The 23,639-nt window shown below is 71.2% G+C and carries 21 protein-coding genes; 11 read left to right on the top strand and 10 right to left on the bottom strand.

Annotated features, from left to right (window positions below; all coding sequences use genetic code 11):
• Positions 1 to 62 precede the first annotated feature (62 nt).
• The 5 genes from ABGB10_RS20925 to ABGB10_RS20905 form a co-directional block, all read right to left on the bottom strand.
• Positions 63 to 338 (bottom strand): hypothetical protein, encoded by a 276-nt coding sequence (locus ABGB10_RS20925; RefSeq protein WP_347662566.1) that lies wholly within the window; start codon positions 336 to 338, stop codon positions 63 to 65.
• A gap of 93 nt (positions 339 to 431) precedes the next feature.
• A complete protein-coding gene (locus ABGB10_RS20920) occupies positions 432 to 1,559 on the bottom strand; it encodes a CaiB/BaiF CoA-transferase family protein (protein ID WP_347662565.1) in 1,128 nt (375 codons plus the stop codon).
• On the bottom strand, positions 1,559 to 3,712 hold the full coding sequence (locus ABGB10_RS20915; RefSeq protein ID WP_347662563.1) for a 3-hydroxyacyl-CoA dehydrogenase NAD-binding domain-containing protein: 2,154 nt from the start codon (positions 3,710 to 3,712) through the stop codon (positions 1,559 to 1,561). Before ABGB10_RS20915 ends, ABGB10_RS20920 begins: the two co-directional genes overlap by 1 nt.
• Before the next feature lie 14 nt (positions 3,713 to 3,726).
• Complete coding sequence (locus tag ABGB10_RS20910) at positions 3,727 to 4,941, bottom strand: acetyl-CoA C-acetyltransferase (protein ID WP_347662562.1); 1,215 nt, start codon at positions 4,939 to 4,941, stop codon at positions 3,727 to 3,729.
• Positions 4,931 to 6,097, bottom strand: coding sequence for an acyl-CoA dehydrogenase family protein (locus tag ABGB10_RS20905; RefSeq protein WP_347662561.1), 1,167 nt, complete (start codon positions 6,095 to 6,097; stop codon positions 4,931 to 4,933). The genes ABGB10_RS20910 and ABGB10_RS20905 overlap by 11 nt, the downstream gene beginning before the upstream one ends.
• A 296-nt stretch (positions 6,098 to 6,393) precedes the next feature.
• Here ABGB10_RS20905 and ABGB10_RS20900 point away from each other — a divergent pair, with 296 nt between their 5' ends.
• From ABGB10_RS20900 to ABGB10_RS20890, 3 genes are all read left to right on the top strand, one after another.
• On the top strand, positions 6,394 to 7,026 hold the full coding sequence (locus tag ABGB10_RS20900) for a TetR/AcrR family transcriptional regulator (protein ID WP_347662560.1): 633 nt from the start codon (positions 6,394 to 6,396) through the stop codon (positions 7,024 to 7,026).
• A 250-nt stretch (positions 7,027 to 7,276) separates the two neighbouring features.
• Positions 7,277 to 7,894, top strand: a complete 618-nt coding sequence (locus ABGB10_RS20895) for a sigma-70 family RNA polymerase sigma factor (protein ID WP_347662559.1) — start codon at positions 7,277 to 7,279, stop codon at positions 7,892 to 7,894.
• Complete coding sequence (locus tag ABGB10_RS20890) at positions 7,894 to 8,475, top strand: hypothetical protein (RefSeq protein WP_347662558.1); 582 nt, start codon at positions 7,894 to 7,896, stop codon at positions 8,473 to 8,475. The genes ABGB10_RS20895 and ABGB10_RS20890 overlap by 1 nt, the downstream gene beginning before the upstream one ends.
• 173 nt (positions 8,476 to 8,648) lie before the next feature.
• On the opposite strand, the gene ABGB10_RS20885 is transcribed toward ABGB10_RS20890, so the two are convergent.
• Entirely contained in the window at positions 8,649 to 9,467 is an 819-nt protein-coding gene (locus ABGB10_RS20885; RefSeq protein WP_347662557.1) for a zf-HC2 domain-containing protein, read from the bottom strand.
• A 72-nt stretch (positions 9,468 to 9,539) separates the two neighbouring features.
• Here ABGB10_RS20885 and ABGB10_RS20880 point away from each other — a divergent pair, with 72 nt between their 5' ends.
• The 8 genes from ABGB10_RS20880 to ABGB10_RS20845 all read left to right on the top strand — a co-directional run bounded on the left by ABGB10_RS20880 (position 9,540) and on the right by ABGB10_RS20845 (position 21,261).
• Positions 9,540 to 10,580: an SAM-dependent methyltransferase gene (locus ABGB10_RS20880; protein WP_347662556.1), complete on the top strand. Its 1,041-nt coding sequence runs from the start codon at positions 9,540 to 9,542 to the stop codon at positions 10,578 to 10,580.
• A gap of 423 nt (positions 10,581 to 11,003) precedes the next feature.
• Positions 11,004 to 11,093 carry a K(+)-transporting ATPase subunit F gene (gene kdpF, locus ABGB10_RS20875; protein WP_036390805.1) on the top strand — a complete coding sequence of 30 codons (90 nt, stop codon included), beginning with the start codon at positions 11,004 to 11,006 and terminating at the stop codon, positions 11,091 to 11,093.
• Complete coding sequence (gene kdpA / locus ABGB10_RS20870; RefSeq protein WP_347662554.1) at positions 11,093 to 12,748, top strand: potassium-transporting ATPase subunit KdpA; 1,656 nt, start codon at positions 11,093 to 11,095, stop codon at positions 12,746 to 12,748. The genes kdpF and kdpA overlap by 1 nt, the downstream gene beginning before the upstream one ends.
• A gap of 20 nt (positions 12,749 to 12,768) precedes the next feature.
• The gene (gene kdpB / locus ABGB10_RS20865) at positions 12,769 to 14,964 is read left to right on the top strand and encodes a potassium-transporting ATPase subunit KdpB (protein ID WP_347662553.1); all 2,196 of its coding nucleotides are present in this window, start codon (positions 12,769 to 12,771) and stop codon (positions 14,962 to 14,964) included.
• Positions 14,964 to 15,845, top strand: coding sequence for a potassium-transporting ATPase subunit C (locus ABGB10_RS20860; protein WP_347662552.1), 882 nt, complete (start codon positions 14,964 to 14,966; stop codon positions 15,843 to 15,845). The genes kdpB and ABGB10_RS20860 overlap by 1 nt, the downstream gene beginning before the upstream one ends.
• Before the next feature lie 77 nt (positions 15,846 to 15,922).
• Positions 15,923 to 18,475, top strand: a complete 2,553-nt coding sequence (locus tag ABGB10_RS20855) for a DUF4118 domain-containing protein (protein WP_347662551.1) — start codon at positions 15,923 to 15,925, stop codon at positions 18,473 to 18,475.
• Complete coding sequence (locus ABGB10_RS20850; RefSeq protein WP_347662550.1) at positions 18,472 to 19,152, top strand: response regulator; 681 nt, start codon at positions 18,472 to 18,474, stop codon at positions 19,150 to 19,152. The genes ABGB10_RS20855 and ABGB10_RS20850 overlap by 4 nt, the downstream gene beginning before the upstream one ends.
• A gap of 99 nt (positions 19,153 to 19,251) precedes the next feature.
• A complete protein-coding gene (locus ABGB10_RS20845; RefSeq protein ID WP_347662549.1) occupies positions 19,252 to 21,261 on the top strand; it encodes an FAD-dependent oxidoreductase in 2,010 nt (669 codons plus the stop codon).
• Here ABGB10_RS20845 and ABGB10_RS20840 read toward each other — a convergent pair.
• The 4 genes from ABGB10_RS20840 to ABGB10_RS20825 form a co-directional block, all read right to left on the bottom strand.
• Positions 21,162 to 21,608: an SAV_915 family protein gene (locus ABGB10_RS20840; RefSeq protein ID WP_347662548.1), complete on the bottom strand. Its 447-nt coding sequence runs from the start codon at positions 21,606 to 21,608 to the stop codon at positions 21,162 to 21,164. The genes ABGB10_RS20845 and ABGB10_RS20840 overlap by 100 nt on opposite strands.
• Complete coding sequence (locus ABGB10_RS20835; protein WP_347662547.1) at positions 21,605 to 22,108, bottom strand: universal stress protein; 504 nt, start codon at positions 22,106 to 22,108, stop codon at positions 21,605 to 21,607. Before ABGB10_RS20835 ends, ABGB10_RS20840 begins: the two co-directional genes overlap by 4 nt.
• Positions 22,105 to 22,551 carry a hypothetical protein gene (locus tag ABGB10_RS20830; RefSeq protein WP_347662546.1) on the bottom strand — a complete coding sequence of 149 codons (447 nt, stop codon included), beginning with the start codon at positions 22,549 to 22,551 and terminating at the stop codon, positions 22,105 to 22,107. Before ABGB10_RS20830 ends, ABGB10_RS20835 begins: the two co-directional genes overlap by 4 nt.
• Before the next feature lie 105 nt (positions 22,552 to 22,656).
• Positions 22,657 to 23,610 carry an SDR family oxidoreductase gene (locus ABGB10_RS20825; RefSeq protein ID WP_347662545.1) on the bottom strand — a complete coding sequence of 318 codons (954 nt, stop codon included), beginning with the start codon at positions 23,608 to 23,610 and terminating at the stop codon, positions 22,657 to 22,659.
• Positions 23,611 to 23,639 lie beyond the last annotated feature (29 nt).

The raw sequence follows: 23,639 nt of genomic DNA, 5'->3' as shown, positions 1-23,639 counted from the left end.
GGGTTCGGTTGATCAAGAGGTTTGCGTCAACGGAGGACGCTTTCGTGACGCAAACCTCTTGATCAACTCGCTGGTGTGGTTGTCAGCGCCAGCGCGAGACGGTTGAGGAAGGTGCGAATGCTCTCCTCGCTGTGGTGGGTCTCGATCTCGTCGTTCAGAGGGCCGGGCTGGCGTAGCGCGTGATCGAGCGCCCTCAGCGTCGCGGCACGGTCCCCTGGATACAGTCCGGCGGTCACAGCGTCGGCGACCCGGGTCACCACGGTGCCGTCGAGCACGTGGTCGAACTGGATCCCGTAGACGATCCCGTTGACGTGTCCCTTCCAACTGTCCGTACTCATACTCGTCGGCTCCTTCAAGATCCAGCCTGGATGGACTCCGCTGATGGTGCCGCAGCTGCCAGCCAGGCAGGTGACCTGGATCGGCCGGATCGGTCAGGTGAGGTGCGGCCAGTCGGTGAGGATCTCGTCGACCGGTAGGACGTCCCGTTCCGGATCCGGCGCGGGCGCCGGACGTGCCGTCGGCGTTCGGTCGAAGCGGGGGGCCGGTGCCGGCTGGATCTCGCCACCCACCTCGACGAAGGTGTCCCGGGCGGCGTTGTGCGGGTGCCGGTGCGCCTCGCCGGGGGCGAGCACCGGCGCGACGCAGGCGTCCAGGTCGGCGAAGACCGCCGTCCACTCGTCCCGGGTGCGCTCGGCGAACCGCTCGGTGAACCGTCGCCGCAGCTCGTCCCAGCCGCTCGGGTCGTACTGCGCGGGCAGGTCCGGGTCGTCGGCGAGGTCGAGGCCGGCGAGGAGTACGGCGTAGAAGGCCGGTTCCATCGCGCCGACCGCCATGAATCCACCGTCCGAGGTGGCGTACGTGTCGTAGAAGGGCGCCCCGCCGTCGAACATGTTGCGCCCGCGCGGAGCGGCCCACAGGCCGTTACCGAGCAGCCCGTGCAGGAACGAGGTGAGCAGGGCCGAGCCGTCCACCATCGCCGCGTCGACCACCTGGCCGGTGCCGGAGCGTTCCCGTTCCAGCAGTGCCGCCAGCACGCCCACGGCGAGCAGCATGCCGCCCCCGCCGAAGTCACCGAGCAGGTTCATCGGGGCGTACGGGCGCTCGCCGGCCCGTCCCAGTGGCTCCAACGCCCCGGCGACCGCGATGTAGTCGATGTCGTGCCCGGCTCGGGCGGCCAGCGGGCCGTCCTGACCCCAGCCGGTCATCCGCGCGTACACCAGTCGGGGGTTGCGGGCCTGGCACACCTCCGGGCCGAAGCCGAGCCGCTCGGCCACCCCCGGCCGGTACGCCTCGACCAGCACGTCCGCCCGATCGGCCAGACGTAACAGGTCCGCCACCCCGTCCGGGGTTTTCAGGTCGAGCGTGGTGACCCGTCGACCGCGCTGCAACGGGCCGCCGGTCGGAGCGGCCAGCCGGCCCGCGCCCGGCGCGCCCGGCCGGTCCACCCGCACCACGTCCGCGCCCAGGTCGGCGAGCACCATGCACCCGAACGGCGCGGGCGCGAGGCTCGCCAGCTCGACCACCCGCACCCCGGCCAGCGGCCCACCACGCACTGGCATCACGCGACGCCGACCGGTTCGGCGGGGCGGGTGGCGAGCCGGTCGACCAGGTCGGCGGGCGGCCTGAACCGGTCGCCGTAGCGGTCGGCCAACTCGGTCGCACGGGCCGCGAAGCCGGCCGGGCCGCCCGCGTACTGCCGGACGTAGCGGATCACGCCTCCCGTCCACGCGGGGAAGCCGATGCCGAAGATCGAACCGATGTTGGCGTCGGTCTCGGTACGCAGCACGCCCTCGTCGAGGCAGCGCAACGCGTCCAGCGCCTCGGCGAAGAGCATCCGCTCCTGGAGGTCGGTGAACGGCACCGCCCTTCCCGCGTCGGTGGTCAGGTCGGCGAGGCCGGGCCACAACCGTCCCCGGGTGCCGTCGTCGTATGAGTAGAAGCCGCGCCCCGCCGCGCGCCCCGGCCGGTCGTACGCGTCGACCAGCTCGTCCAGGAGCCGGTGCGCCGGCAGCGGCAGGAACTCCTCGCTGGCGGCCTCGAACTGGCGGCGGATCCGCTGGATCAGGGTGAGGCTCACCTCGTCGGCCAGCGCGAGCGGCCCGGTCGGGTAGCCGGCCTGCAACGCGGCCTGCTCCACCGACGCGGCGGGGACGCCCTCGGCGACCATGCCGATCGCCTCGTCCATGAACCGGCCGATCACCCGGCTGGTGAAGAAGCCCCGCCCGTCGTCGACCACGATCGGGGTCTTGCCGATCCGCCGACCCAGGTCGAACGCGCGGGCCAACGCGGCGTCGCCGGTGCGCTCGCCGACCACGATCTCCAACAGTGGCATCCGGTCCACCGGGGAGAAGAAGTGCATGCCGATGAAGTCGGCCGGCCGGTCCACTCCCTCGGCCAGCCCGGTGATCGGCAGGGTGGACGTGTTGGAGGCGATCAGCGCGCCGGGTGCCAACACCGGTAGCACCTCGGCGAACACGGCCTTCTTCAGCGCCGGGTCCTCGAAGACCGCCTCGATGACCGCGTCGCAGCCGGCGAGGGCGTCCACCTGGTCGGTGGTGGCGATCCGGTCCAGCACCGCGCGGGCGTCCGCCTCCGTGGCCCGACCCTTGCGGACCCTGCGGGCCAGCAGCCGTTCGGCGTGCTCCCGGGCCCGCTCGGCGGCCTCCGCCGTGACGTCCTTGACCACCACGTCGATACCGGCGCTGGCGCAGGCGTACGCGATGCCCGCACCCATCATGCCCGCGCCCAGCACCGCCACCCGCCGCACCTGTGGAACGTCCACGGCGGGTCGGGCGGCACCGCCGTTGACGGCCTTCAGGTCGAAGAAGAACGCCCCGATCATGTTCTTGGCGACCTGCCCGGTGAGCAGGCCGATCAGGTGCCGGGTCTCCACGGCCAGGGCGGTCTCCAGGTCGACCTGGGCGCCCTCGACGGCGGCGGCCAGGATCGCCTCGGGCGCGGGTAGCCGGGCACCCTTGAGCTGTTTGCGCAGGGTGGCCGGGAAGGCGGGCAGCTGGGCGGCCAGCGATCGGCTGGCGGGGCTGCCACCTGGCATCCGGTAGTCCGGCCGGTCCCACGGCTGCTTCGGCCGCGGGTTGGCCGTGATCCAGGCACGGGCCCGGTCCAGCAGTTCCGCCTCGGTGGCCACCACCTCGTCCACGATCCCGGCGGCCAGGGCGTCGGCCGGTCGCATCCGCCGGCCGGTGAGCAGCACGGTGGTCAGCGCACCCGCCAGGCCGAGCATCCGTACCGTCCGGGTGACACCGCCCGCCCCCGGCAGCAGGCCCAGGGTCACCTCGGGCAGCCCGAGCCGGCTGCCGGGCGCGTCCAGCGCGATCCGGTGGTGGCAGGCCAGCGCGATCTCCAGGCCGCCGCCGAGGGCGGAGCCGTTGACCGCCGCGACCACCGGCCGGCCCAGCGTCTCCAGCCGGCGCAGGTCCCGTTTGATGGTGCCGAGCAGGTCGGCGAGCGCGGGCGCGTCCTCGCGGGTGGCCCGGATCATCTCCGGCAGGTCGCCGCCGGCGAAGAACGTCGACTTCGCGCTCGTCACGATGACCCCGGCGAGATCGGGCTCGGCCTCCAACCGGTCGAGCACCGCGCTCATCGACGCGGCGTACGCCCGGTTCATGGTGTTCGCGGACTGACTCGGGTCGTCCAGGGTGAGCGTGACGATGCCGTCGGGGCCGCGGTCGTACCGGATGGTGTCGGTCATGGTCGGCCTCCGGATCAGCAGCGCTCGAGAACGGTGGCGACGCCCATGCCGCCGCCGATGCAGAGGGTCACCACGGCGCGGCGCAGGTCGCGGCGCTCCAACTCGTCCAACGCGGTGCCGAGCAGCATCGCTCCGGTCGCGCCGAGCGGGTGGCCGAGAGCGATCGCGCCGCCGTTGACGTTCACCCGGTCCGGGTCGAGGCCCAGGTCACGGACGCACTTCAGCACCACCGCCGCGAACGCCTCGTTGATCTCGAACAGGTCGATGTCGTCGAGGGTCAACCCGGCGGCGGCGAGCGCCTTGTGGGTGGCCGGGATCGGGCCGGTCAACATCAGCGTCGGGTCCGCCCCGCTGACCGCCGCGCCGACGATGCGGGCGCGCGGGGTGAGGCCGAGGTCCCGACCGACGTCGCCCGAGCCGATCAGCACCAGTGCCGCACCGTCCACGATGCCGGACGAGTTGCCGGCGTGGTGGACGTGCTCGATCGCCTCCAGCCAGTGGAACTTCTGCAACGCCACCGCGTCGAAGCCGGCCGCCTCGCCGATCGTGGCGAAGGACGGGGTGAGCCGGGCCAACGCCTCCCGGGTCGTCTCCGGGCGCGGGTGCTCGTCCACGGCGAGGATGTCCAGCCCGTTGCCGTCGCGGACCGGCACCACCGACCGGCTGAAGTACCCTCCGGCCCACGCCTTGGCCGCCCGTTCCTGGGACCGCAGCGCGTAGCCGTCCACGTCGTCGCGGGTGAAACCCTCCAGGGTCGCGATCAGGTCGGCGCTGACGCCCTGCGGCACGAACGACGTGGCCAGCGCGGTCTGCGGATCGGTCGCCCAGGCCGCGCCGTCGGAGCCCATCGGCACCCGGGACATCGACTCCACCCCACCGGCCAGCAGCAGATGCTCCCAGCCGGAGCGGATCCGCGCGGCGGCGGAGTTGACCGCCTCCAACCCGGAGGCGCAGAACCGGTTGAGCTGCACCCCACCCACCTCGTCGGGCAACCCGGCCAGCAGCGCGGCGGCCCGCGCCAGGTCGCCGCCCTGTTCGCCGACCGGGGTGACGATGCCGAGCAGAAGATCCTCCAACCGGCGCACGTCCAGGCCGGGGTTGCGCTCGCGCAACGCGTCGATCAGACCGACCACCAGCGAGATCGGTTTGACCCCGTGCAGCGCGCCGGTGTCCCGACCGCGTCCGCGCGGGGTGCGGACCGCGTCATAGACGTACGCCTCAGAGGGCACGGGCGATCAGCTCCTTCATGATCTCGTTGGTGCCGCCGTAGATCTTCTGCACCCGGGCGTCGGCGTACATCCGGGCGATCGGGTACTCCGTCGTGTAGCCGTAGCCACCGAAGATCTGCAGGCACCTGTCGATGACCTCGCACTGCCCGTCGGTGAGCCACGACTTCGCCATCGCGGCGGTGGCCACGTCCAGGTCGCCACGGCTGTGCCGGACGATGCAGTCGTCCAGGAAGACCCGGCTGACCCGGGTGCGGGTGGCGCACTCCGCGAGCACCATCCGGGTGTTCTGGTGGCCCATCAGCGGCTTGCCGAAGGCGGTGCGCTCCTTCGCGTACGCGACGGTCAGCGCGACCGCGCGCTCCATCGCTGCGACCGCGCCGACCCCGATGACCAACCGCTCCTGCGGGAGCTGCTGCATGAGCTGGATGAAGCCCAGCCCTTCGACGCCGCCGAGCAGGTTGGCCGCCGGCACCCGGAACTCGTCGAAGAACAACTCCGCGGTGTCGTTGGCGTGCAGCCCGATCTTGGACAGCAGCCGCCCCCGGCGGAAGCCCTCCGGGTCACCGCCCACCTCGCACACGAGCAGCGAGACACCGGCCGCCCGCTGCTCGGGGTCGGTCTTCACAGCCACGATGATGAGATCAGCCAGGCCGCCGTTGGTGATGAACGTCTTCGCGCCGGTGACCAGGTAGTCGTCACCGTCGCGGACCGCCCGGGTACGCATCGCTTGAAGATCGGAGCCGCCGTCCGGCTCGGTCATCGCGATCGCGCCGACCAGTTCGCCGCTGCACAGGCCGGGCAGCCAGCGCCGCTTCTGCTCCTCGCTGCCGTACGCCGCCAGGTAGCCGGTGACGATGCCACTGTGGACGGCCAGTCCGAGGCTGCTCTCCCCGGTGTACGCCTGCTCGTGCAGCAGCACGGCCTCGTGGGTGAACCCGCCGCCTCCGCCGCCGTACTCCTCTGGGACGGACAGGCCGAGCAACCCCAGCTCACCGGCCCGCCGGTAGTGCTCGCGGTCCGGATGGCCCTGCGCCAGAAGGCGCTCGGCGTGCGGCAGCACCTCCTTGGTGAAGAAGGTGCGGGCCAGGTCGGCGAGGTCGTCGTGCTCCGGCTGCCGCCAGGGCGAGGGGGGACCGTCGAGTGGGGGCGTCGGCATGTGCACCACCCTCGCGCCCTGTTGACAGCATGTCAATAAGCCGAGAATCGGCTCTCGGCCCGCGGCCGTCGGGGTGTCCGCGGACGTCAGGCGTGAGGGTGGCTCAGTGGCGCTGCGGGGATCGACTCCGGTTCCTTGAACGAGGGCTATCCGTGAACGTTGGATACCCCGACTTCAAGAAAGTCGAGTCGATCAAGCCGCGCCAGAGGTCTGGCCCAGCCCCTGCCATCGGGTCAAGGTGGGACGGCGCCTGAGGACGAGGGCGACGCGGGTGAGCTGCCGATAGGGTCGGGCAGATGAGTGTCGAGACGGCTCCTCGTCGCCGCCGGTTGGAGCCGGACGCCCGGCGCGGCCAGATCCTGGCCTGTGCGGTCCGGTTGTTCGGCGAGCGCCCGTACGCGGACGTCTCGACCACCGACGTGGCCCGCGAGGCGGGTGTCGCCCGGGGCCTGGTCAACCACTACTTCGGCACGAAGAAGGACCTCTACCTGGAGGTCGTCCGGGTCATGGTGACCATTCCGGAAGTGGCCCTGGAACGGCTGCCCAAGGGAGATCTACGGACCCGGGTCGACGCCAGCGTCACCTGGTTCCTCGACGTGGTGTCCCGGCACAGCACGTCCTGGTTGGCGGCGGTCACCGCGCGGGGGATGGGCGGGGACGCCGACGTGGAGCGGGTGCTCGCCGAGGCCGAAGAGGTCGCCGCGGACCGCATGCTGGTCGCCGTCGGGCTGACCGGTGAGGCGCAGCACCGCGAGGAGTTGCGCGGAATGGTCCGCGCGTACGGCGGGCTGGCCACGTCGACCGCCCGCGAGTGGCTCCAGCGGGGCGCGTTGACCCGCGCCCAGGTGCACCTGCTGCTCACCACCACCCTGCTGGCCATCGTCGAACAGGTCATCCCGCAGGTCATCGCCGCCGGCCAGCCTTCCTGAGGTGCGCCGGAGGCGACTCGCCGGCTCATCCGCTCGGCGCCCAGAGCGCGTTTGGGATGGGAAGCATCTTCACCCGGTTGAACAGCCGGAATGTGACCGAGCGGATCCTGGCTCCGCCCCGGCTCGACCTGAGGGCGGCACCCCCGATGGGGAGCGCGAGAAAGAATCCGAAGTTTCTCTGTAACGGTGTCGCTCCGGTCGACAACTCGTTCATGGGGCCTGCCAGATGCGGGTCTCGACGGGAGGTGACATGAGGCAGCTCAGCGACGAGGAGCTACTTGTCGCGGTGGCGGCAGGTCCCGGCGCCTTGGACGAATTCTACCGGCGTCACGTCGCGAAGATCACGGGCATGGGCGTACGGCGATTCAACCGCGCCGAGGACGTGGCCGATTTCGTGGCCTCGGTCTTCCTCGAGGTGCTCAAGTCGGCGAGTGGGTTCGACGCGCGGCGTGGCAACGCCGTGTCGTGGCTGTTCGGTGTCGCGGGCAACGTGGCAGCGGCCATGCACCGGGACAGATTCCGGCAGGCCGACGTCGAGCAGCGCGTGTCCGGACGTGCGTTGCTGGACGCCGACGACTACCAGCGCGTCGAGCAGCGGATCGACGCCGCAGCCGAGGTGCGTCGCGTGTATGCCGCGATACGGCAGCTCAGCGACGCCGATCGTCGGGTGCTTGAGCTTAGCGGGGTGGACGGGCTCAAGGCGGCCGATATCGCGGCCGCGTTGGGCATCAATCAGATCGCCGTCCGCGTACGCCTCGCGAGGGCACGTCAACGGCTGCGCGCGCAGTTGGCGACCAACACCGGCAGCCATTCGGCGACACCGGTGCGGGCCAGGGAAAAAGCGTTGAATACTTCAGGAGGGAATTGATGAACGAGCACAAGCAGGAGACCCTGACGGGCTTCGAACTTCGGCTGGGCGACGAACTGGCAGCCCTGGACGCGGCGCAGGAGCGCAGCCCGGTTGTCGGTGCGGTCCGGCCGCGTCGGGCGCCCATCGCGCTAGCGGCGGGGTTCGCCGTGCTGGCGGGCATGGCGGCGGTGGCGGTGGCCCCGGCGGTGCTGTCGTCGGGGTCGGGGCCGGCGAGCGGCACCGCACAGAGCGCAGCCGGGCTCGCCACGGTGCCGGTGGCGTTCACCGTCACGAACAACGGCGATGGCAGCGTGACGTTCACCGCCCGTGACGTTGTCGACCCGGCCGCCGCGACCAAAGCGCTCAACGAGGCGGGCATCACGGGGAAGGTGGTCAACGGCGAAGCGCAATGCTCACTCGAGGACGCTCCCCGCCGCCTCACGATTGACTCGTTCAAGAAGTCTCCGAGCGTGCGGCTCACCTCGTCGATGTACAAGCCTGGTGGCGGTCTTCTGGTGACGGTCTCCCGCAACGGTTCTAGCCCAGCCGTGGTGGGCACGTTGGCCTACGAACGCGCCACCGACATCCCCGCCTGCTAGGCCTGACAACGGTGGGATCCGACTCGGCCGTCGTCTCTGATGTCTGGCCGGTTGCCCACCACTGAGCCGAGTTGTTGAAAACAGGTGCGGGGCCGGTCTTCCTTGACGGAAGGCCGGCCCTCGCCGGGACTCACGCTGTCAGGTGGCCGGACGGCTTGTGGCCGTTGCACGGCTCAGGCAACGCGCCGATCAGCACGTGCTGCCTGACCGGCACGTGCTGCACCGGCGTCTGCGGCTGGGGCCGGGTAACGGTCGGCGGCCTGCGCCGGGTAGGGCTCGGACCGGACCACCCGCAACGGTCGGTCGACCTCCTCCGTACCGAATCGCCAGCGTGACGGCGCCGACTGCCGTTGCGGCGCGGGCCCACCGGGGCGCAGACCGGGCCGGGACAGCAGCACGGTGATCAGGTAGCCGACCACCAGGAAGCCGTGGCTGACCAGTCGCTCGCCGCCCACCGAGCCAGTGGCCAGGTCGTTTACCGAGAGCAGCAGCAACGTGCCGACGAACGCGCTGAGCATCGGCAGCAGCCCGGCCGGCGGGGTGCGGCGTACCGCCACGAAGAGGAAGCCGGCACCGACCGCCACGTTCCAGGCGGCCGACTCGTGCCACAGGTGCTGGCCGGTGGGGTGCAGGTGGTCGGCGGTCGCGCCCCGGCCCACCTGGGCCAGACCGAGCACCAACTGCACCGCGCCGAGCAGGCCGAGCGCCGCGCGTAGCCCGGCGACCAGGGGGCCACGCCCGCCCAGGCGCCGCCACCACGACCGCCGGGGCGGCGGGGCCGCCGCGGTGGCGGCCAGGATCGCCGCGGTCCGGTCGGGCACATCGGTGACCAGACGGGTACGAACCCGACGCGTCACCGCAGCCGCCGCCGTGAACCAGGCCCGGCAATCGGCACACCCGTCAAGGTGCCCCTGCGCCGCCGTCCGTTCGGCGGCGGTCTCCTCCCCGTCCAACTGCGCGGACAGGACCTCCCGCCACTGCTCACACCCCATGTATCAGTAGTCGCTCCGACAGCCGCTCCGGTTCCCGGCGACCGTCACCCGTTGTGGAATACTCGCCGGACCATGACGCGCTACGGCCTGCTGATCCTGCCCGCTACCAACCGGGTGTACGCCCGCTCCGCCGTCGATCTCACCCGAGCCGAGCTGGAGATCTTCGGCCGCTCGGCGCTCGACGGTCGGATCGGCGAGTTGGACACCGAGGTCGTTGGTGGGGCGTCCTACGTCACGTTCACCGGCGACGGGCTGACCGAGCGTGACCTGGCCGTCCTGGGCAACCTCTCCGCCGGGTACGCGCTGTTCGAGATCGTCGGCGAGTTGCTGCGTCCGATCGAGTGGAGCCGGCTGGACCGCTACGACGACGACCTGCTCACCATCCAGAAGTACCCGGGCAAGACCAACGAGCAGTTCACCAAGCTGCTGCTCAATGTCACCCTGCTCGCCTCGGACTGGGCCACCGAGTTGACCAGCCGACGGTTCCGGGTGCTCGACCCGCTCTGCGGCCGGGGCACCACGCTCAACCAGGCGCTGATGTACGGCTTCGACGCCGCCGGAATCGAGCGTGACCAGAAGGACGTCGAGGCGTACCGGGCGTTCATCACCACCTGGCTGAAGCAGAAGCGGGTCAAGCACCGGGTGCTGGAGTCGGGGCCCGTGCGCCGGGAGCGCAAGGTGGTCGGCCGACGGGTGCGGATCGAGCTGGCGCCGACCCGCGAGGAGCACAAGGCCGGCCGGACGCAGCTGCTGGACGTGGTGAACGCCGACACCGCCCGGTCGGCGGAGTTCTTCCGTCCGGAAACCGTGGACCTGGTGGTCGCCGACGCGCCGTACGGCGTGCAGCACGGCAGTCGTACCGCCGACCGTGGGTTGACCCGCGACCCGCTGGCGTTGCTCGCGGACGCCGCGCCGGTCTGGGCGCGGTTGCTGCGTCCCGGCGGCGCGCTCGGTATCTCCTGGAACACCCACGTCGCCAGCCGCGACGACGCTGCGGCTGCCCTGGCCGACGCGGGCCTGACCGTGGTCGACGACGAGCCCTACCTCGCGCTGCGGCACCGGGTGGACCAGTCGATCATGCGGGACGTGCTGGTGGCCCGCCGCCCGGCCTGACCCGGCCGCGTACCTCCACCCCGCCGCACCATGCGGCCGCGCATTGTCTCTCTCGCGCGTCCTTTGCTCTGCAGCCGCGGAGGCGACACTCACGGTCTGTAGCTGGTGCCTCCGGGGGTGCAGAGCAAAGGACGGACAACTGGTCTTGACCTCGCGGACCACCGGGGGGTTTTGTGCCGCATTTCACCTGTTCAGTGGGTGGGTGTGAAAACCACGTCAAGAAACGGTTCGCCACCGTCATGGTCGCGTTATGACCCCTGCCGTCCGGCGGGTGGTGGGGCTTTGATTGCCCGGCGCGACCGGAAGGCGGTCGCGACGAACCTTTCCGGTATGAGGAGTCAGCGTGTCTGACGTGGTGTTCGTGGTCCTGACGGTGGCGCTGTTCGCAGTGCTCGCCCTGGTGGTCCGGGCGGTGGAGAAGCTGTGAACGCGGTCAACGCCGTCGGTCTGGTGCTCGCGATCGTCCTGGGCGCGTTCCTGGTGTTCGCCCTGCTGTTCCCGGAGCGCTTCTGATGACCATGACAACAGCGGGCGTCATCTTCGTGCTGACGCTGGTGGCCGCCCTGGTCGCCGTCTACAAGCCGTTCGGCGACTACATGTTCCGGGCGGTCTCCGGCACCAAACAGTCGCGGGTCGAGCGGGGCATCTACCGACTCGTCGGGGTCAACCCGGCCGCCGAGCAGACCTGGGGCGTGTACGCCCGCAGCGTGCTGGCGTTCTCCGCGGTCTCCATCCTGTTCCTGTACCTGTTCCAGCGGGTGCAGAACCACCTGTGGCTGTCCCTCGGCCTGGACCCGGTGATGACCCACGGCGCCTGGAACACGGCCGTCTCGTTCGTGACCAACACGAACTGGCAGTGGTACTCGGGTGAGTCGACGATGGGTCACCTGGTGCAGATGGCCGGCCTGGCCGTGCAGAACTTCACCTCGGCGGCCGTCGGCATCGCGGTGGCGGTGGCGCTGGTACGGGGCTTCGCCCGCAGCCGCACCGGGCAGCTCGGCAACTTCTGGGTCGACCTGACCCGGATCGTGCTGCGCATCCTGGTGCCGATCGCGGTCCTCGGCGCCATCGTGCTGATGATCGGCGGGGTGGTGCAGAACCTGTCCGCCGGCACCGACGTGACCACGTTGACCGGCGGCACCCAGACCATCACCGGTGGTCCGGTCGCCAGCCAGGAAGTGATCAAGGAGCTGGGCACCAACGGCGGCGGCTTCTACAACGTCAACAGCGCGCACCCGTTCGAGAACCCCACCACCTGGACGAACTGGCTGGAGATCTTCCTGCTCCTGCTGATCCCGTTCAGCCTGCCCCGGGTCTTCGGCCGGATGGTCGGGCAGAACCGGCAGGGCTACGCCATCGCCGCGGTGATGGGCATCCTCGCGTTCGCCAGCGTCGCCATCACCAACATCTTCGAGCTGGCTGGCCACGGCACGGTCCCGCAGGCGGTCGGCGCGGCGATGGAGGGCAAGGAGGTGCGGTTCGACGTGTCGAACTCGGCCACCTTCGCCGCCGCCACCACGCTCACCTCGACCGGCGCGGTGAACTCGTTCCACGACTCGTTCACCTCGCTCGGCGGCATGATGGCCATGGTCAACATGATGCTCGGCGAGGTCGCGCCCGGTGGCACCGGTTCCGGTCTCTACGGCCTGCTCATCCTCGCGGTGATCACGGTCTTCGTGGCTGGCCTGATGGTCGGCCGCACCCCCGAGTACCTGGGCAAGAAGATCAGCTCGCGGGAGATCAAGTTCGCCTCGCTCTACTTCCTGATCACGCCGATCCTGGTGCTCGTCGGTACGGCGTCCGCGTTCGCCACCGGCAACAACTCGACCGCGCTCAACGTCGGCCCGCACGGCCTCTCCGAGGTCCTGTACGCGTTCACCTCGGCCAGCAACAACAACGGCTCGGCCTTCGCCGGCATCACGGTCAACACGGCCTGGTGGAACACCGCGCTCGGGTTGTGCATGCTGCTCGGCCGGTTCCTGCCGATCATCTTCGTGCTCGCGTTGGCCGGCTCGCTGGCCCGCCAGGCACCCACCCCCGCGTCCGAGGGCACCCTGCCGACCCACCGACCGCTGTTCATCGGGATGGTCGTCGGCGTCACGGTGGTCCTCGTCGCGCTGACCTTCCTGCCCGCGCTGGCGCTCGGCCCGCTGGCAGAGGGGCTCTGACCATCATGAGGAACGAGGACATGTCCGTCACGTCCGCCCCAACAGAGCAGCTGCCCGGTACGCCGGCCACCCAGGGCAACCGGATCGGCGGGGGCCTGCTCGACCCCCAGCAGTTGATCCGGTCCCTGCCGGACGCGGTGCGCAAGCTCAACCCGACCACCCTGTGGCGCAACCCGGTGATGCTGATCGTGGAGGTCGGTGCGGCCTTCACCACCGTCCTGGCGGTGACCGACCCGTCGGTGTTCGCCTGGGCGATCACCATCTGGCTCTGGTTGACAGTGGTCTTCGCCAACCTGGCCGAGGCGGTCGCCGAGGGTCGGGGCAAGGCCCAGGCCGCGACCCTGCGGCAGGCGAAGAAGGACACCATCGCCACCCGGCTGATCGACTGGAAGCCGGGCGCGCGGGCCAACACCTACCGCGACGAGGCGGTGCCCGCGCCCGACCTGCGTCAGGGCGACGTCGTGCTCGTCGAGGCGGGCGGCATCATTCCCGGCGACGGCGACATCGTCGAGGGCATCGCCAGCGTCGACGAGTCGGCCATCACCGGCGAGTCGGCCCCGGTCATCCGCGAGTCCGGTGGAGACCGCAGCGCGGTCACCGGCGGCACCAAGGTGCTCTCCGACCAGATCATCGTGAAGATCACCCAGAAGCCGGGGGAGAGCTTCATCGACCGGATGATCGCCCTGGTCGAGGGTGCCAACCGGCAGAAGACGCCGAACGAGATCGCGCTGAACATCCTGCTCGCCGCGCTCACGGTCATCTTCCTGCTGGCCGTCGTCACCCTCCAGCCGCTGGCGATCTTCTCCAAGGCGTACCAGGCGGCCGCGCCGAACAGCGGGGCGATCACCGACTCCGGTGTGACAGGCGTGGTGCTGATCTCGCTGCTGGTCTGCCTGATCCCCACCACCATCGGCGCGCTGCTCTCCGCCATCGGCATCGCCGGCATGGACCGGCTGGTGCAGCGCAACGTCCTGGCCATGAGCGGCCGGGCCGTCGAGGCGGCCGGCGACGTCAACACCCTGCTGCTGGACAAGACCGGCACCATCACGCTGGGCAACCGGCAGGCCGCCGAGTTCGTACCGGTCGAGGGGGTCGACGCCGCGACCCTGGCCGACGCCGCGCAACTGTCCAGCTTGGCCGACGAGACCCCGGAGGGGCGCTCGGTGGTCGTCCTGGCGAAGAACGAGTTCGGGCTGCGCGAGCGTGAGCCGGGCGTGATGCCGCACGCCACCTTCGTGCCGTTCACCGCGCAGACCCGGATGAGCGGCGTCGACCTGACTCCGGACGCCAGCGTGGACGGCGGCGCGGTGGGCACGGCCCGCCGGGTCCGCAAGGGTGCCGCCGCCGCGGTGATGAAGTGGGTACGGGAGAACGGCGGTCACCCGACCGAGCAGGTCGGCGAGATCGTGGACGGGATCAGCAGCACCGGCGGTACGCCGCTGGTCGTCGCCGAGCACGTCGACGGTGAGCCGGCCCGCGCCCTGGGCGTCATCCACCTCAAGGACGTCGTCAAGTCCGGCATGCGGGAGCGGTTCGACGAGATGCGCCGGATGGGCATCCGGACCGTGATGATCACCGGCGACAACCCGCGTACCGCCAAGGCGATCGCCGACGAGGCCGGGGTGGACGACTTCCTGGCCGAGGCGACGCCGGAGGACAAGCTCGCGCTGATCAAGCGGGAGCAGGAGGGCGGCCGGCTGGTCGCGATGACCGGTGACGGCACCAACGACGCCCCGGCGCTCGCCCAGGCCGACGTCGGCGTGGCCATGAACACCGGCACGTCGGCCGCCAAGGAGGCCGGCAACATGGTCGACCTCGACTCCGACCCGACCAAGCTGATCGAGATCGTGGAGATCGGCAAGCAGTTGCTGATCACCAGGGGTGCGCTGACGACGTTCAGCATCTCCAACGACATCGCGAAGTACTTCGCGATCATTCCGGCCATGTTCGCCGGCCTCTACCCGAGCCTGGACGCGCTGAACATCATGCGGTTGGCCAGCCCGGAGTCGGCGATCCTGTCCGCCGTCATCTTCAACGCCCTGGTGATCATCGCGCTGATCCCGCTCGCCCTACGCGGCGTGCGGTACCGGCCGGCCGCCGCGTCGAAGCTGCTCAGCCGCAACCTGCTGGTGTACGGGCTGGGCGGCATCATCGTGCCGTTCATCGGGATCAAGCTCATCGACCTGCTCATCCAGTTCATCCCGGGGATTTCGTGATGCGCCTACCCACCTGGATCGCCCAACACCTCGCCGCCCTTCGCGCCGTACTCGTCTTCACGGTGCTGCTCGGCCTGGTCTACCCGCTGGCTCTGGTAGCGCTCGGTCAGCTGCCCGGCCTCAACCACAAGGCCGACGGCTCGTTGATCACCGTGGGCGGGAACACCGTCGGCAGCGCGCTGATCGGCCAGTCCTTCACCGACGCGGACGGCAACCCCGTCGCCCGCTACTTCCAGTCCCGTCCCTCCGCCGCCGGCGACGGCTACGACCCGACCTCCACCTCGGCCAGCAACCTGGGCCCGGAGAGCGTGGTCGACACGATCGCCACCGACCCGGAGGAGTCCAGCGAGAGCCTGCTCACCCAGGTGTGCGGGCGCAGCAAGTCCGTCGGCGAGCTGAACGGCGTCGACGGCCGGCGCCCGTACTGCACCGACGACGGGGTGGGTGCCGTGCTCGCGGTCTTCCGCGCCGACGGTCTGACCGGTCCGGTCACCCGGGTGGTCAGCGTCAACCAGGCCGCCCCGGCAACGCCCTTCGTCTCCTCCTACGAGGGGGTCACGGTGGAACTGGCCCAGCCGGGCGAGGACTACGTGGCCGCCGGCGGGGTGGTCACCCCGATCCGGGGCGACGCGCCCGCCGACCCGGCGGTGCCCGCCGACGCGGTCACCGCCAGCGCCAGCGGTCTCGACCCGCAGATCAGCCCGGCGTACGCCGAGTTGCAGGTGAACCGGGTCGCGCGGGAGCGCGGCGCGGACCCGGCGGCGGTCCGCAAGCTGGTGCAGGAGCACACCGACGGGCGGGCGCTGGGATTCATGGGTGAGCCCGGCGTCAACGTGCTGGAGCTCAACCTCGCCCTCGACAAGCAGTTCACCGCCCGCTGAGCGTGAAAGGAAGGGCCCCTTATTAACGCCAGGCGTTAATAAGGGGCCCTTCCTTCGAGATTGAGAGGATGGTCCCCGTGCCACGCGGAGAACTGCGCATCTATCTCGGAGCCGCCCCCGGCGTCGGCAAGACGTACGCCATGTTGGAGGAGGCCCAGCGGCGAGCCGCGCGCGGCACCGACGTGGTGATCGGCTTCGTGGAGACCCACGGTCGCCAGCACACCGCCGCGATGCTCGGCGACCTGGAGGAGGTGCCCCGCCGCGCGATGGAGTACCGGGGCGTCGAATTCACCGAGATGGACCTGGACGCGGTGCTGGCCCGTCGGCCGGAGATCGCGGTGGTGGACGAGCTGGCGCACACCAACGTGCCAGGTTCTCGGCACGACAAGCGCTGGCAGGACGTCCAGGAGCTGCTCGACGCGGGGATCGACGTGCTGTCCACGGTCAACGTGCAGCATCTTGAGTCGGTCAACGACGTGGTCGCACAGATCACCGGCACCACCCAGCGGGAGACCGTGCCGGACGAGATCGTCCGTGCCGCCGAGCAGGTCGAGCTGGTCGACATGACCCCCGAGGCGCTACGTCGGCGGATGGCACACGGCAACATCTACCGACCCGACAAGATCGATGCCGCGCTGGGCAACTACTTCCGGGTCGGCAACCTCACCGCGCTGCGCGAGCTGGCGCTGCTCTGGCTGGCCGACAAGGTCGACGAGCAGCTCGACCGGTACCGCAGCCAGCAGGGGATCGCCGCCACCTGGGAGGCTCGGGAACGGGTCGTGGTCGCGCTGACCGGCGGCCCGGAGGGCGAGACGCTGATCCGCCGGGCAGCCCGGATCGCCGCCCGCAGCAAGGGCGCCGACCTGCTCGCCGTGCACGTGGCCCGCAGCGACGGCCTGGCCGGCGCCGACCCGGCCCAGCTGGCCCGCCAGCGGGTCCTCGTCGAGAGCCTCGGCGGCACGTACCACCAGGTGCTCGGCACCGACGTGCCGGCCGCGCTGCTGGACTTCGCCCAGGGGGTGAACGCCACCCAACTGGTGCTCGGCGCCAGCCGGCGGGGCCGCTTCGCGCAGATCTTCTCCCGCGGAGTCGGGGTGACCACCACCGCGCTCTCCGGGGCGATCGACGTGCACCTGGTCACCCACAAGGAGGCCGGAAAGGGCCGCCGGGCGGCAGCCGTGCCGGCGGCGCTGTCCCGACGACGCCGGTTGCTCGGCTTCGGCCTGGCCGTGCTGGGCATGCCGCTGCTCACCCTGCTGCTGAAGACCCTGCCCGACCTGACGCTGACCAACGACATCCTGCTCTTCCTCGCCGGGGTCGTCGGTGTCGCGCTGGTCGGCGGCGTGTGGCCGGCCCTGGTCGCCGCGCTCGGCGGCACCCTGCTGCTCAACTGGTTCTTCACCCCGCCGTACCGGACGCTGACCATCGCCGAGGCGGACAACCTGCTCGCCCTGGCCGTCTTCGTGGGGGTGGCGCTCGCGGTGAGCTGGATCGTCGACGTGGCCGCCCGGCGTACCCGCGAGGCCGCCCGCGCCGCCGCCGACGCGCAGACCCTCGCCGCCATCGCCGGTGGCGTGCTGCGCGGCGAACGCCCGCTGCCCGCCCTGCTGGAACAGCTCCGGGAGACCTTCGGGCTGCGCGCGGTGAGCGTGCTGGAGTTGGCCGAGGAGGCCGGTGGGCGTCCGGAGCGGGCCCGCGAGGAGCACGCCTGGGGCGTGGTGGCCAGCGTCGGTGAGAGCCCGCCCTGTACCCCCGAGGGCGGCGAGACGACGGTACCGGTCGACGACCGGATCACCGTCGTGCTCTGCGGTCGACGACTGGAGGCCGCCGACCGGCGCATCGTCGAGGCGTTCGCCGCCCAGGCCGCCGTCGCGCTGCGCCAGGAACGGCTCGCCGAGGAGGCCGCCACCGCCCGGCCCCTCGCCGCCGCCGACCGGATGCGCACCGCGCTGCTCGCGGCGGTCAGCCACGACCTGCGTACGCCACTGGCGTCGGCGAAGGCGGCGGTGACCAGCCTGCGCAGCCAGGACATCGAGTTCGACGAGTCCGACCGCGAGGAGCTGTTGGAGACCGCCGAGGAGTCGCTGGACCGGCTCGCCCGGCTGGTCGGCAACCTGCTCGACATGAGCCGGCTCCAGGCGGGCGTGCTGGGCATCTCGGCGACGGCGATCGGCCTGGAGGACGCCGTACCCCTGGCGTTGGACGAACTTGGCCCGGTGGCCGCGACCGTCGGTACGGACATCCCGGCCGACCTGCCGGCCGCCACCGCCGACCCGGGCCTGCTGGAACGGGTACTTGTCAACATCGTCGCCAACGCGCTGCGCTACAGCCCGCCGGACCAGCCTCCGACGATCACTGCCAGCGCGCACGCCGGCCAGGTGGAGCTGCGGGTGATCGACCGGGGTCCGGGCATCCCGGAGGACCAGTGGGAGCACGTCTTCCTGCCGTTCCAACGCCTCGGCGACCGGGACAACCAGACCGGCGTCGGCCTCGGTCTTGCCCTGTCCCGGGGCCTGGCCGAGGCGATGGGTGGCAGCATCACCCCGGAGACCACACCCGGCGGTGGGCTCACCATGGTGCTGCGGCTGCCGGCCGCCGTGCAGACCAGCTCGGAGGGGCCGCAGGAATGACGCGCATCCTGGTCGTCGACGACGAACCGCAGATCCTGCGTGCCCTGCGGATCAATCTGCGCGCCCGCCGCTACGACGTGGACGTCGCCGCGACCGGGGCCGCCGCGTTGAGGGCCGCCGCCAGCCACCCGCCCGACCTGGTGGTGCTGGACCTCGGCCTTCCCGACATCGACGGGGTGGAGGTGATCCGCGGCCTGCGCGGCTGGACCGCCGTGCCGATCATCGTGCTCTCCGGAAGGGCCGGCAGCGAGGACAAGGTCGCGGCGCTAGACGCGGGCGCCGACGACTACGTCACGAAGCCGTTCGGGGTGGAGGAACTGCTGGCCCGCATCCGCGCCGTGACCCGCCGGCTCGGCGCGCCCAGCGAGTCGGTTCCGGCGCTGCGGATCGGCCAGCACACCGTCGACCTGGCCGACCACAGTGTGCGGCGCGACGACGGCACCGAGGTGAAGCTGACCCCCACCCAGTGGAGTGTGCTGGAGAAGTTGCTGCGCCACCCCGGCAAGCTGGTCAGCCAGCGTCAACTCCTCCAGGACGTGTGGGGGCCGGAATACCAGAACGAGACCAACTACCTGCGGCAGTACCTGGCCCAGCTCCGACGCAAGCTGGAGGACGACCCGGCCCGACCCCGGCACCTCATCACCGAGCCGGGAATGGGCTACCGCTACCGGCCGTGACCCGTTGACAGCCGCCGATAGAGATTGAAGAATTTCGTTCGCAGCGGCAGCGGCGTGCTTCTGTAACCGTCCCCTCCGGTTACCCCTCGGGAGTTCGCCGTGTCCCTGCCCCTGTCCCGCCGCCGACTGCTGACCGCCGGCGGTGCCGGCCTCGTCCTGGCCGGCCTCTCCGACCCGTTCCGGGCCGGTCCCGCCCGAGCCGCCGTCACCACCGCCGACCTGGTCGTCTACGGCGCCACCTCCGGAGGGCTGGCCGCCGCGATCACCATGCGCCGGCTCGGCCACACCGCCGTGGTGGTCGAGCCCACCAGCCACGTCGGTGGGCTGAGCACCGCCGGGCTGGGTGCCACCGACACCGGGGTCCAGGCGTCCATCGGCGGGCTGGCCGCCGAGTTCTACCGCCGGGTGTACGTGAAGTACCACGGCGGAACACTCACATCGACGTCCCCGCTGCGGATGACCTTCGAACCGCGCGTAGCCACCGCCGTCTTCGCCGAGATGCTGGCCGAGGCCGGCGTTCCGGTGGTCGTCGACGCCCGGCTGACCGGCCTCGGCCGCAGCGGCAACCGGGTCACCGAGCTGCGCACCGAGGACGGGTCGATCTACCGGGGTGCCATGTTCGTCGACGCCACCTACGAGGGCGACCTGCTGGCCATGGCCGGGGTGGGGTTCACCGTCGGGCGGGAGTCCAACGACACCTACGGCGAGACGATCAACGGGGTGCAGTCCCGCAACACCCACCAGTTCGTCTACCCGGTCGACCCGTACGTGACGGCCGGCTCACCCACGAGTGGTCTGCTGCCGGGGATATCCGCCACCCCGCTCGCCCCGCAGGGCAGCGGTGACGACCGGATCCAGGCGTACTGCTTCCGGATGTGCCTGACCCAGGCGGCCAACCGGATCCCGTTCGGCAAGCCGTCCGACTACGACCCGATCCGGTACGAGCTGCAGCTGCGCCACATCCAGGCCGGCTACGCCGGGCCGTACTTCACCACCCACTCGATCGGCGGTGGGAAGACCGACTCGAACAACAACGGCGCGGTCTCGACCGACCACATCGGCTTCAACCACGCGTACCCGACGGCGAGTTGGGCGGCACGGGAGAGCATCATCGCCGAGCACCGCAGCTACCAGCAGGGGATGATGTGGTTCCTGGCCAACGATCCCCGGTTGCCGGCGTCGGTGCGTGATTCGACCGCCCGGTGGGGGCTGCCGGTCGACGAGTTCACCGGCACGGGTGGCTGGCCGCCGCTGCTCTACATCCGTGAGGCCCGCCGGATGGTCTCCGCGTACGTGATGACCGAGGCCGACTGCCGGGGCCGGGTGCGCGCCACCGACTCGGTGGGTCTGGCCAGCTACACGATGGACTCGCACAACTGTCAGCGGGTGGTCGTCGACGGAAAGGTCCGCAACGAGGGGGACGTGCAGATCGGGGTTCCGTCGCCGTACCCGGTGAGCTACCGGGCGATCGTGCCGCACCAGGCGCAGTGCGCCAACCTGCTGGTGCCGGTCTGCCTCTCGGCGAGCCACATCGCGTACGGCTCGATCCGGATGGAACCGGTGTTCATGATCCTCGGGCAGGCGGCGGCCACCGCCGCGTCACTGGCGCTCGGCGGGAACCTCGCCGTACAGGCCGTGTCCGTGCCCGCCCTGCAGGCCCGCCTGCGCCAGGACGGGGCGGTGCTGGAGTGGGGATCGACGAGTGAGGTGATCCTGGACAACGCCGCGGCCGGCGGCATCACCCGGGCCGGGACGTGGCTGCGCAGCACCAGCATCGGCGGCTACTACGGCCCGGACTACGAGCACGACGGCAACACCGCCAAGGGCGTCAACCGGCTGCGGTTCCGCCCGACACTGCCCGCCTCCGGGTCGTGGACCGTGCAACTGCGCTGGACCGCCGACCCGAACCGGGCGACCAACGTGCCGGTGGACGTCGCGTACTCCGGCGGGGTGGCCACCCGGACCGTCGACCAGCGGCAGTCCGGCGGCCAGTGGGTGCCGCTGGGCACCTACCCGTTCACGGCGGGTACCGAGGGGAGCGTGTTGATCCGCACCGAGGACACCAACGGCCACGTGATCGCCGACGCGGTGCGCTTCGTCCGCGCCTGACCGATCGGACCGGCGGCGGTCTTCGGGCGGGCGGCGGTCTTCGGGTCCAGCGGTGGTGCCACCAACAACGGGTCGACCTGGATCACGTCGATGCCGAGCGGGCGCAGCATGGCGCGCAGTGCCGACTCGCAGAGCTCCTCCCACGGCTGCTCCGCGCCCATCGCGGTGACCAGCAGCTCGGGCCGGGTGAAGGCGATGCCCAACCGCTGCCCCTGTGGGGAACGGCCGGTCCGTACCGTCCGCACCATCCGTCCCGGCAGGTCACGCACCGGAACGGCGTAGATTGTCGGGCCCTCGTCCATGGTCGGGTTGGTCCTTTCCACACGTGCCGCCGGGGTGGCGGTCATCGGCTGAATCGTTCGAGATCGCGGGCGAAGCGGCGGATCGTCGCGGCCCGCGCCCAGGACGGTGCGGGTACCGCGATGACCGGCACGTCGGCCCGCGACACGCAGTACCGGGTGACGTGGCCGCGAGATCGGCCGAACCGGCCGCGTTGCGGGCTGCCGACGACCAGCAGGTCCGACTCCCGGCACGCGTGGTCGACCAGCACCTGCCCGGCGTACCCCTGGGTCGCCAGCAGCCGCACGGTAACGTCTCGGGGGACCCCACCGAGCGCCGCGTCGAACACACCGCGCAGGTAGACCAGGGCCGCCCGGTCGCACTCGTCCTGCCAGCGCCAGGTCAGCGTGCCGGGCCGCCACGTCGGCGCGAAGACCCACGCGCGGACCGCGTCCAGTTGTGCGCCGTCGCGGCGGGCCAGCTGCATGGCGCGGCGAAGCGCCTGCATCCCGGCGAACGACCGGTCCACCCCCACCACGATCCGGCGGGCACCGGCTGGGCGGCTCATGCGGCGGACACCGCCCACGCCGGGGTCTCCGTCCCGGTACGCGGGTCCGCCGGCGCGCTCAGGTCGAGCGGCTCCGCGGTACGCGGGTCCGCCCGCGCGCTCAGGTCGAGCGCGCGGAGGATGTAGTTGGCCTCCGTCACCTCGACCCCGGCGCGTAGGCGCAGGTCGGCCACGGCGCGGTGCAGCACGGTCATGCTGCCGGCGGAGAGGCGGATCACGGCATCGACGTCGGCGGCGATCCACCAGGCGTCGACCGCGCACGGCTCGTGCCGCAGGTACTCCACCAGGTGACTGCCGGGCGCGGACGGGCCGAGCCGGACGCTGACCAGCGCCTCGTGCCGCCGCTCCGGCAGCTCTGCGCTGGTTGTGGGCTCGCCGAGGTTGCTGTCGGTGCCGGGTGGGGTGTCTCCGCGTTCCCAGCGTGTCATCCGCCAAGGACTCATGGACCGATCGTGACCACCGGACGACGGCAGAGCGCCCGTCGATACGCCGTTTCGACGGGCCACCGCCCATTCTTGACGCCCCGTTCACGCTGGGGCGCTTCCGGCTCAGAACTCGACGCCCACCAGCCGCTCGGAAACCATCCAGAGCCGGGCGGCGTCGTCGGTGCTGCGCGCCGAACGGTAGACGGCCAGCTCGGTCGGTTTGCCGGTGAACTGCCCCAACCCGTCCGGGCCGTAGAACCGGCCGCCCTGCGCCTGCGAGCTGGTTGCCGCATAGAGGGCGGGACGCAGCCCGGCGTCCACCGAGTGCACCAGGAAGCCCCGGCGGGCCAGCCGACTCATGATCGAGTGGTGCAGCGAGGGGCGGCTGCGGCCCAGGTTGGGGCCGGACGCGTACAGGTTGGTCATGGTGGTGCCCGGGTGGGCGACGTTGCTCACGATGCCCCAGCCGCCGGCGCGACTGCGCCGGTCGAGTTCCAACCCGAAGTGCAGGGTCGCCAGCTTCGAGGCGTTGTAGGCGCGGATCGACGCGTACCTGCGGTCGCTCTGGAGGTCGTCCCAGTCCAGCCGGCCGGAGCGGGCCGCGCTGCTCGACATCGTGGTGACCCGGGCCTGCCCGGCGCGGAGCAGCGGCAGCAGCCGTCCGGTCAGCGCGAAGTGGCCCAGGTGGTTGGTGCCGAGTTGCAGCTCGAAGCCTTCCGCGGTGACGTGCCGGGTAGGGGGTGTCATCACGCCCGCGTTATTGATCATGAGGTGGATCGGCCGGCCCTCGCCCAGCAGCGTGCCGGCCAGCGCGGCCACCGAGTCCAGCGAGGCGAGGTCCAGTTCCCGGGTCGACACGACAGCGCCCGGCGCGGCGGCCCGTACGGCGTCCAGTGCGGCGGCGCCCTTGGCCGGGTTACGGACCGGCAGCACCACCTCGGCGCCGGCCTGCGCCAGCCGGGTGGCCAGGCCGAGGCCCAGCCCGTCGCTGCCGCCGGTCACGACGGCGAGTTTTCCAGTCAGGTCCGGAACGGTCAGGTCGAGCACAGCATCTCCCAGGTCGGCGGTGTCCGTCATCGGTCGTGGACAAGCCTGGATCGATCGCC

This window comes from Micromonospora sp. B9E7 (assembly GCF_039871815.1).
In the GTDB taxonomy this organism is placed as follows: domain Bacteria; phylum Actinomycetota; class Actinomycetes; order Mycobacteriales; family Micromonosporaceae; genus Micromonospora.
Note: the sequence above shows the minus strand (reverse complement) of the source record. Positions and strands in the feature narration are given on the sequence as shown.

What these genes read in the sequence shown, in the direction of transcription:
- ABGB10_RS20925 (WP_347662566.1), bottom strand. Translation starts at nt 338, where the DNA reads ATGAGTACGGACAGTTGGAAGGGACACGTCAACGGGATCGTCTACGGG.
- ABGB10_RS20920 (WP_347662565.1), bottom strand. Translation starts at nt 1,559, where the DNA reads ATGCCAGTGCGTGGTGGGCCGCTGGCCGGGGTGCGGGTGGTCGAGCTG.
- ABGB10_RS20915 (WP_347662563.1), bottom strand. Translation starts at nt 3,712, where the DNA reads ATGACCGACACCATCCGGTACGACCGCGGCCCCGACGGCATCGTCACG.
- ABGB10_RS20905 (WP_347662561.1), bottom strand. Translation starts at nt 6,097, where the DNA reads ATGCCGACGCCCCCACTCGACGGTCCCCCCTCGCCCTGGCGGCAGCCG.
- ABGB10_RS20900 (WP_347662560.1), top strand. Translation starts at nt 6,394, where the DNA reads ATGAGTGTCGAGACGGCTCCTCGTCGCCGCCGGTTGGAGCCGGACGCC.
- ABGB10_RS20895 (WP_347662559.1), top strand. Translation starts at nt 7,277, where the DNA reads ATGAGGCAGCTCAGCGACGAGGAGCTACTTGTCGCGGTGGCGGCAGGT.
- ABGB10_RS20890 (WP_347662558.1), top strand. Translation starts at nt 7,894, where the DNA reads ATGAACGAGCACAAGCAGGAGACCCTGACGGGCTTCGAACTTCGGCTG.
- ABGB10_RS20885 (WP_347662557.1), bottom strand. Translation starts at nt 9,467, where the DNA reads ATGGGGTGTGAGCAGTGGCGGGAGGTCCTGTCCGCGCAGTTGGACGGG.
- ABGB10_RS20880 (WP_347662556.1), top strand. Translation starts at nt 9,540, where the DNA reads ATGACGCGCTACGGCCTGCTGATCCTGCCCGCTACCAACCGGGTGTAC.
- kdpA (WP_347662554.1), top strand. Translation starts at nt 11,093, where the DNA reads ATGACCATGACAACAGCGGGCGTCATCTTCGTGCTGACGCTGGTGGCC.
- kdpB (WP_347662553.1), top strand. Translation starts at nt 12,769, where the DNA reads ATGTCCGTCACGTCCGCCCCAACAGAGCAGCTGCCCGGTACGCCGGCC.
- ABGB10_RS20860 (WP_347662552.1), top strand. Translation starts at nt 14,964, where the DNA reads ATGCGCCTACCCACCTGGATCGCCCAACACCTCGCCGCCCTTCGCGCC.
- ABGB10_RS20850 (WP_347662550.1), top strand. Translation starts at nt 18,472, where the DNA reads ATGACGCGCATCCTGGTCGTCGACGACGAACCGCAGATCCTGCGTGCC.
- ABGB10_RS20840 (WP_347662548.1), bottom strand. Translation starts at nt 21,608, where the DNA reads ATGACCGCCACCCCGGCGGCACGTGTGGAAAGGACCAACCCGACCATG.
- ABGB10_RS20835 (WP_347662547.1), bottom strand. Translation starts at nt 22,108, where the DNA reads ATGAGCCGCCCAGCCGGTGCCCGCCGGATCGTGGTGGGGGTGGACCGG.
- ABGB10_RS20830 (WP_347662546.1), bottom strand. Translation starts at nt 22,551, where the DNA reads ATGAGTCCTTGGCGGATGACACGCTGGGAACGCGGAGACACCCCACCC.
- ABGB10_RS20825 (WP_347662545.1), bottom strand. Translation starts at nt 23,610, where the DNA reads ATGACGGACACCGCCGACCTGGGAGATGCTGTGCTCGACCTGACCGTT.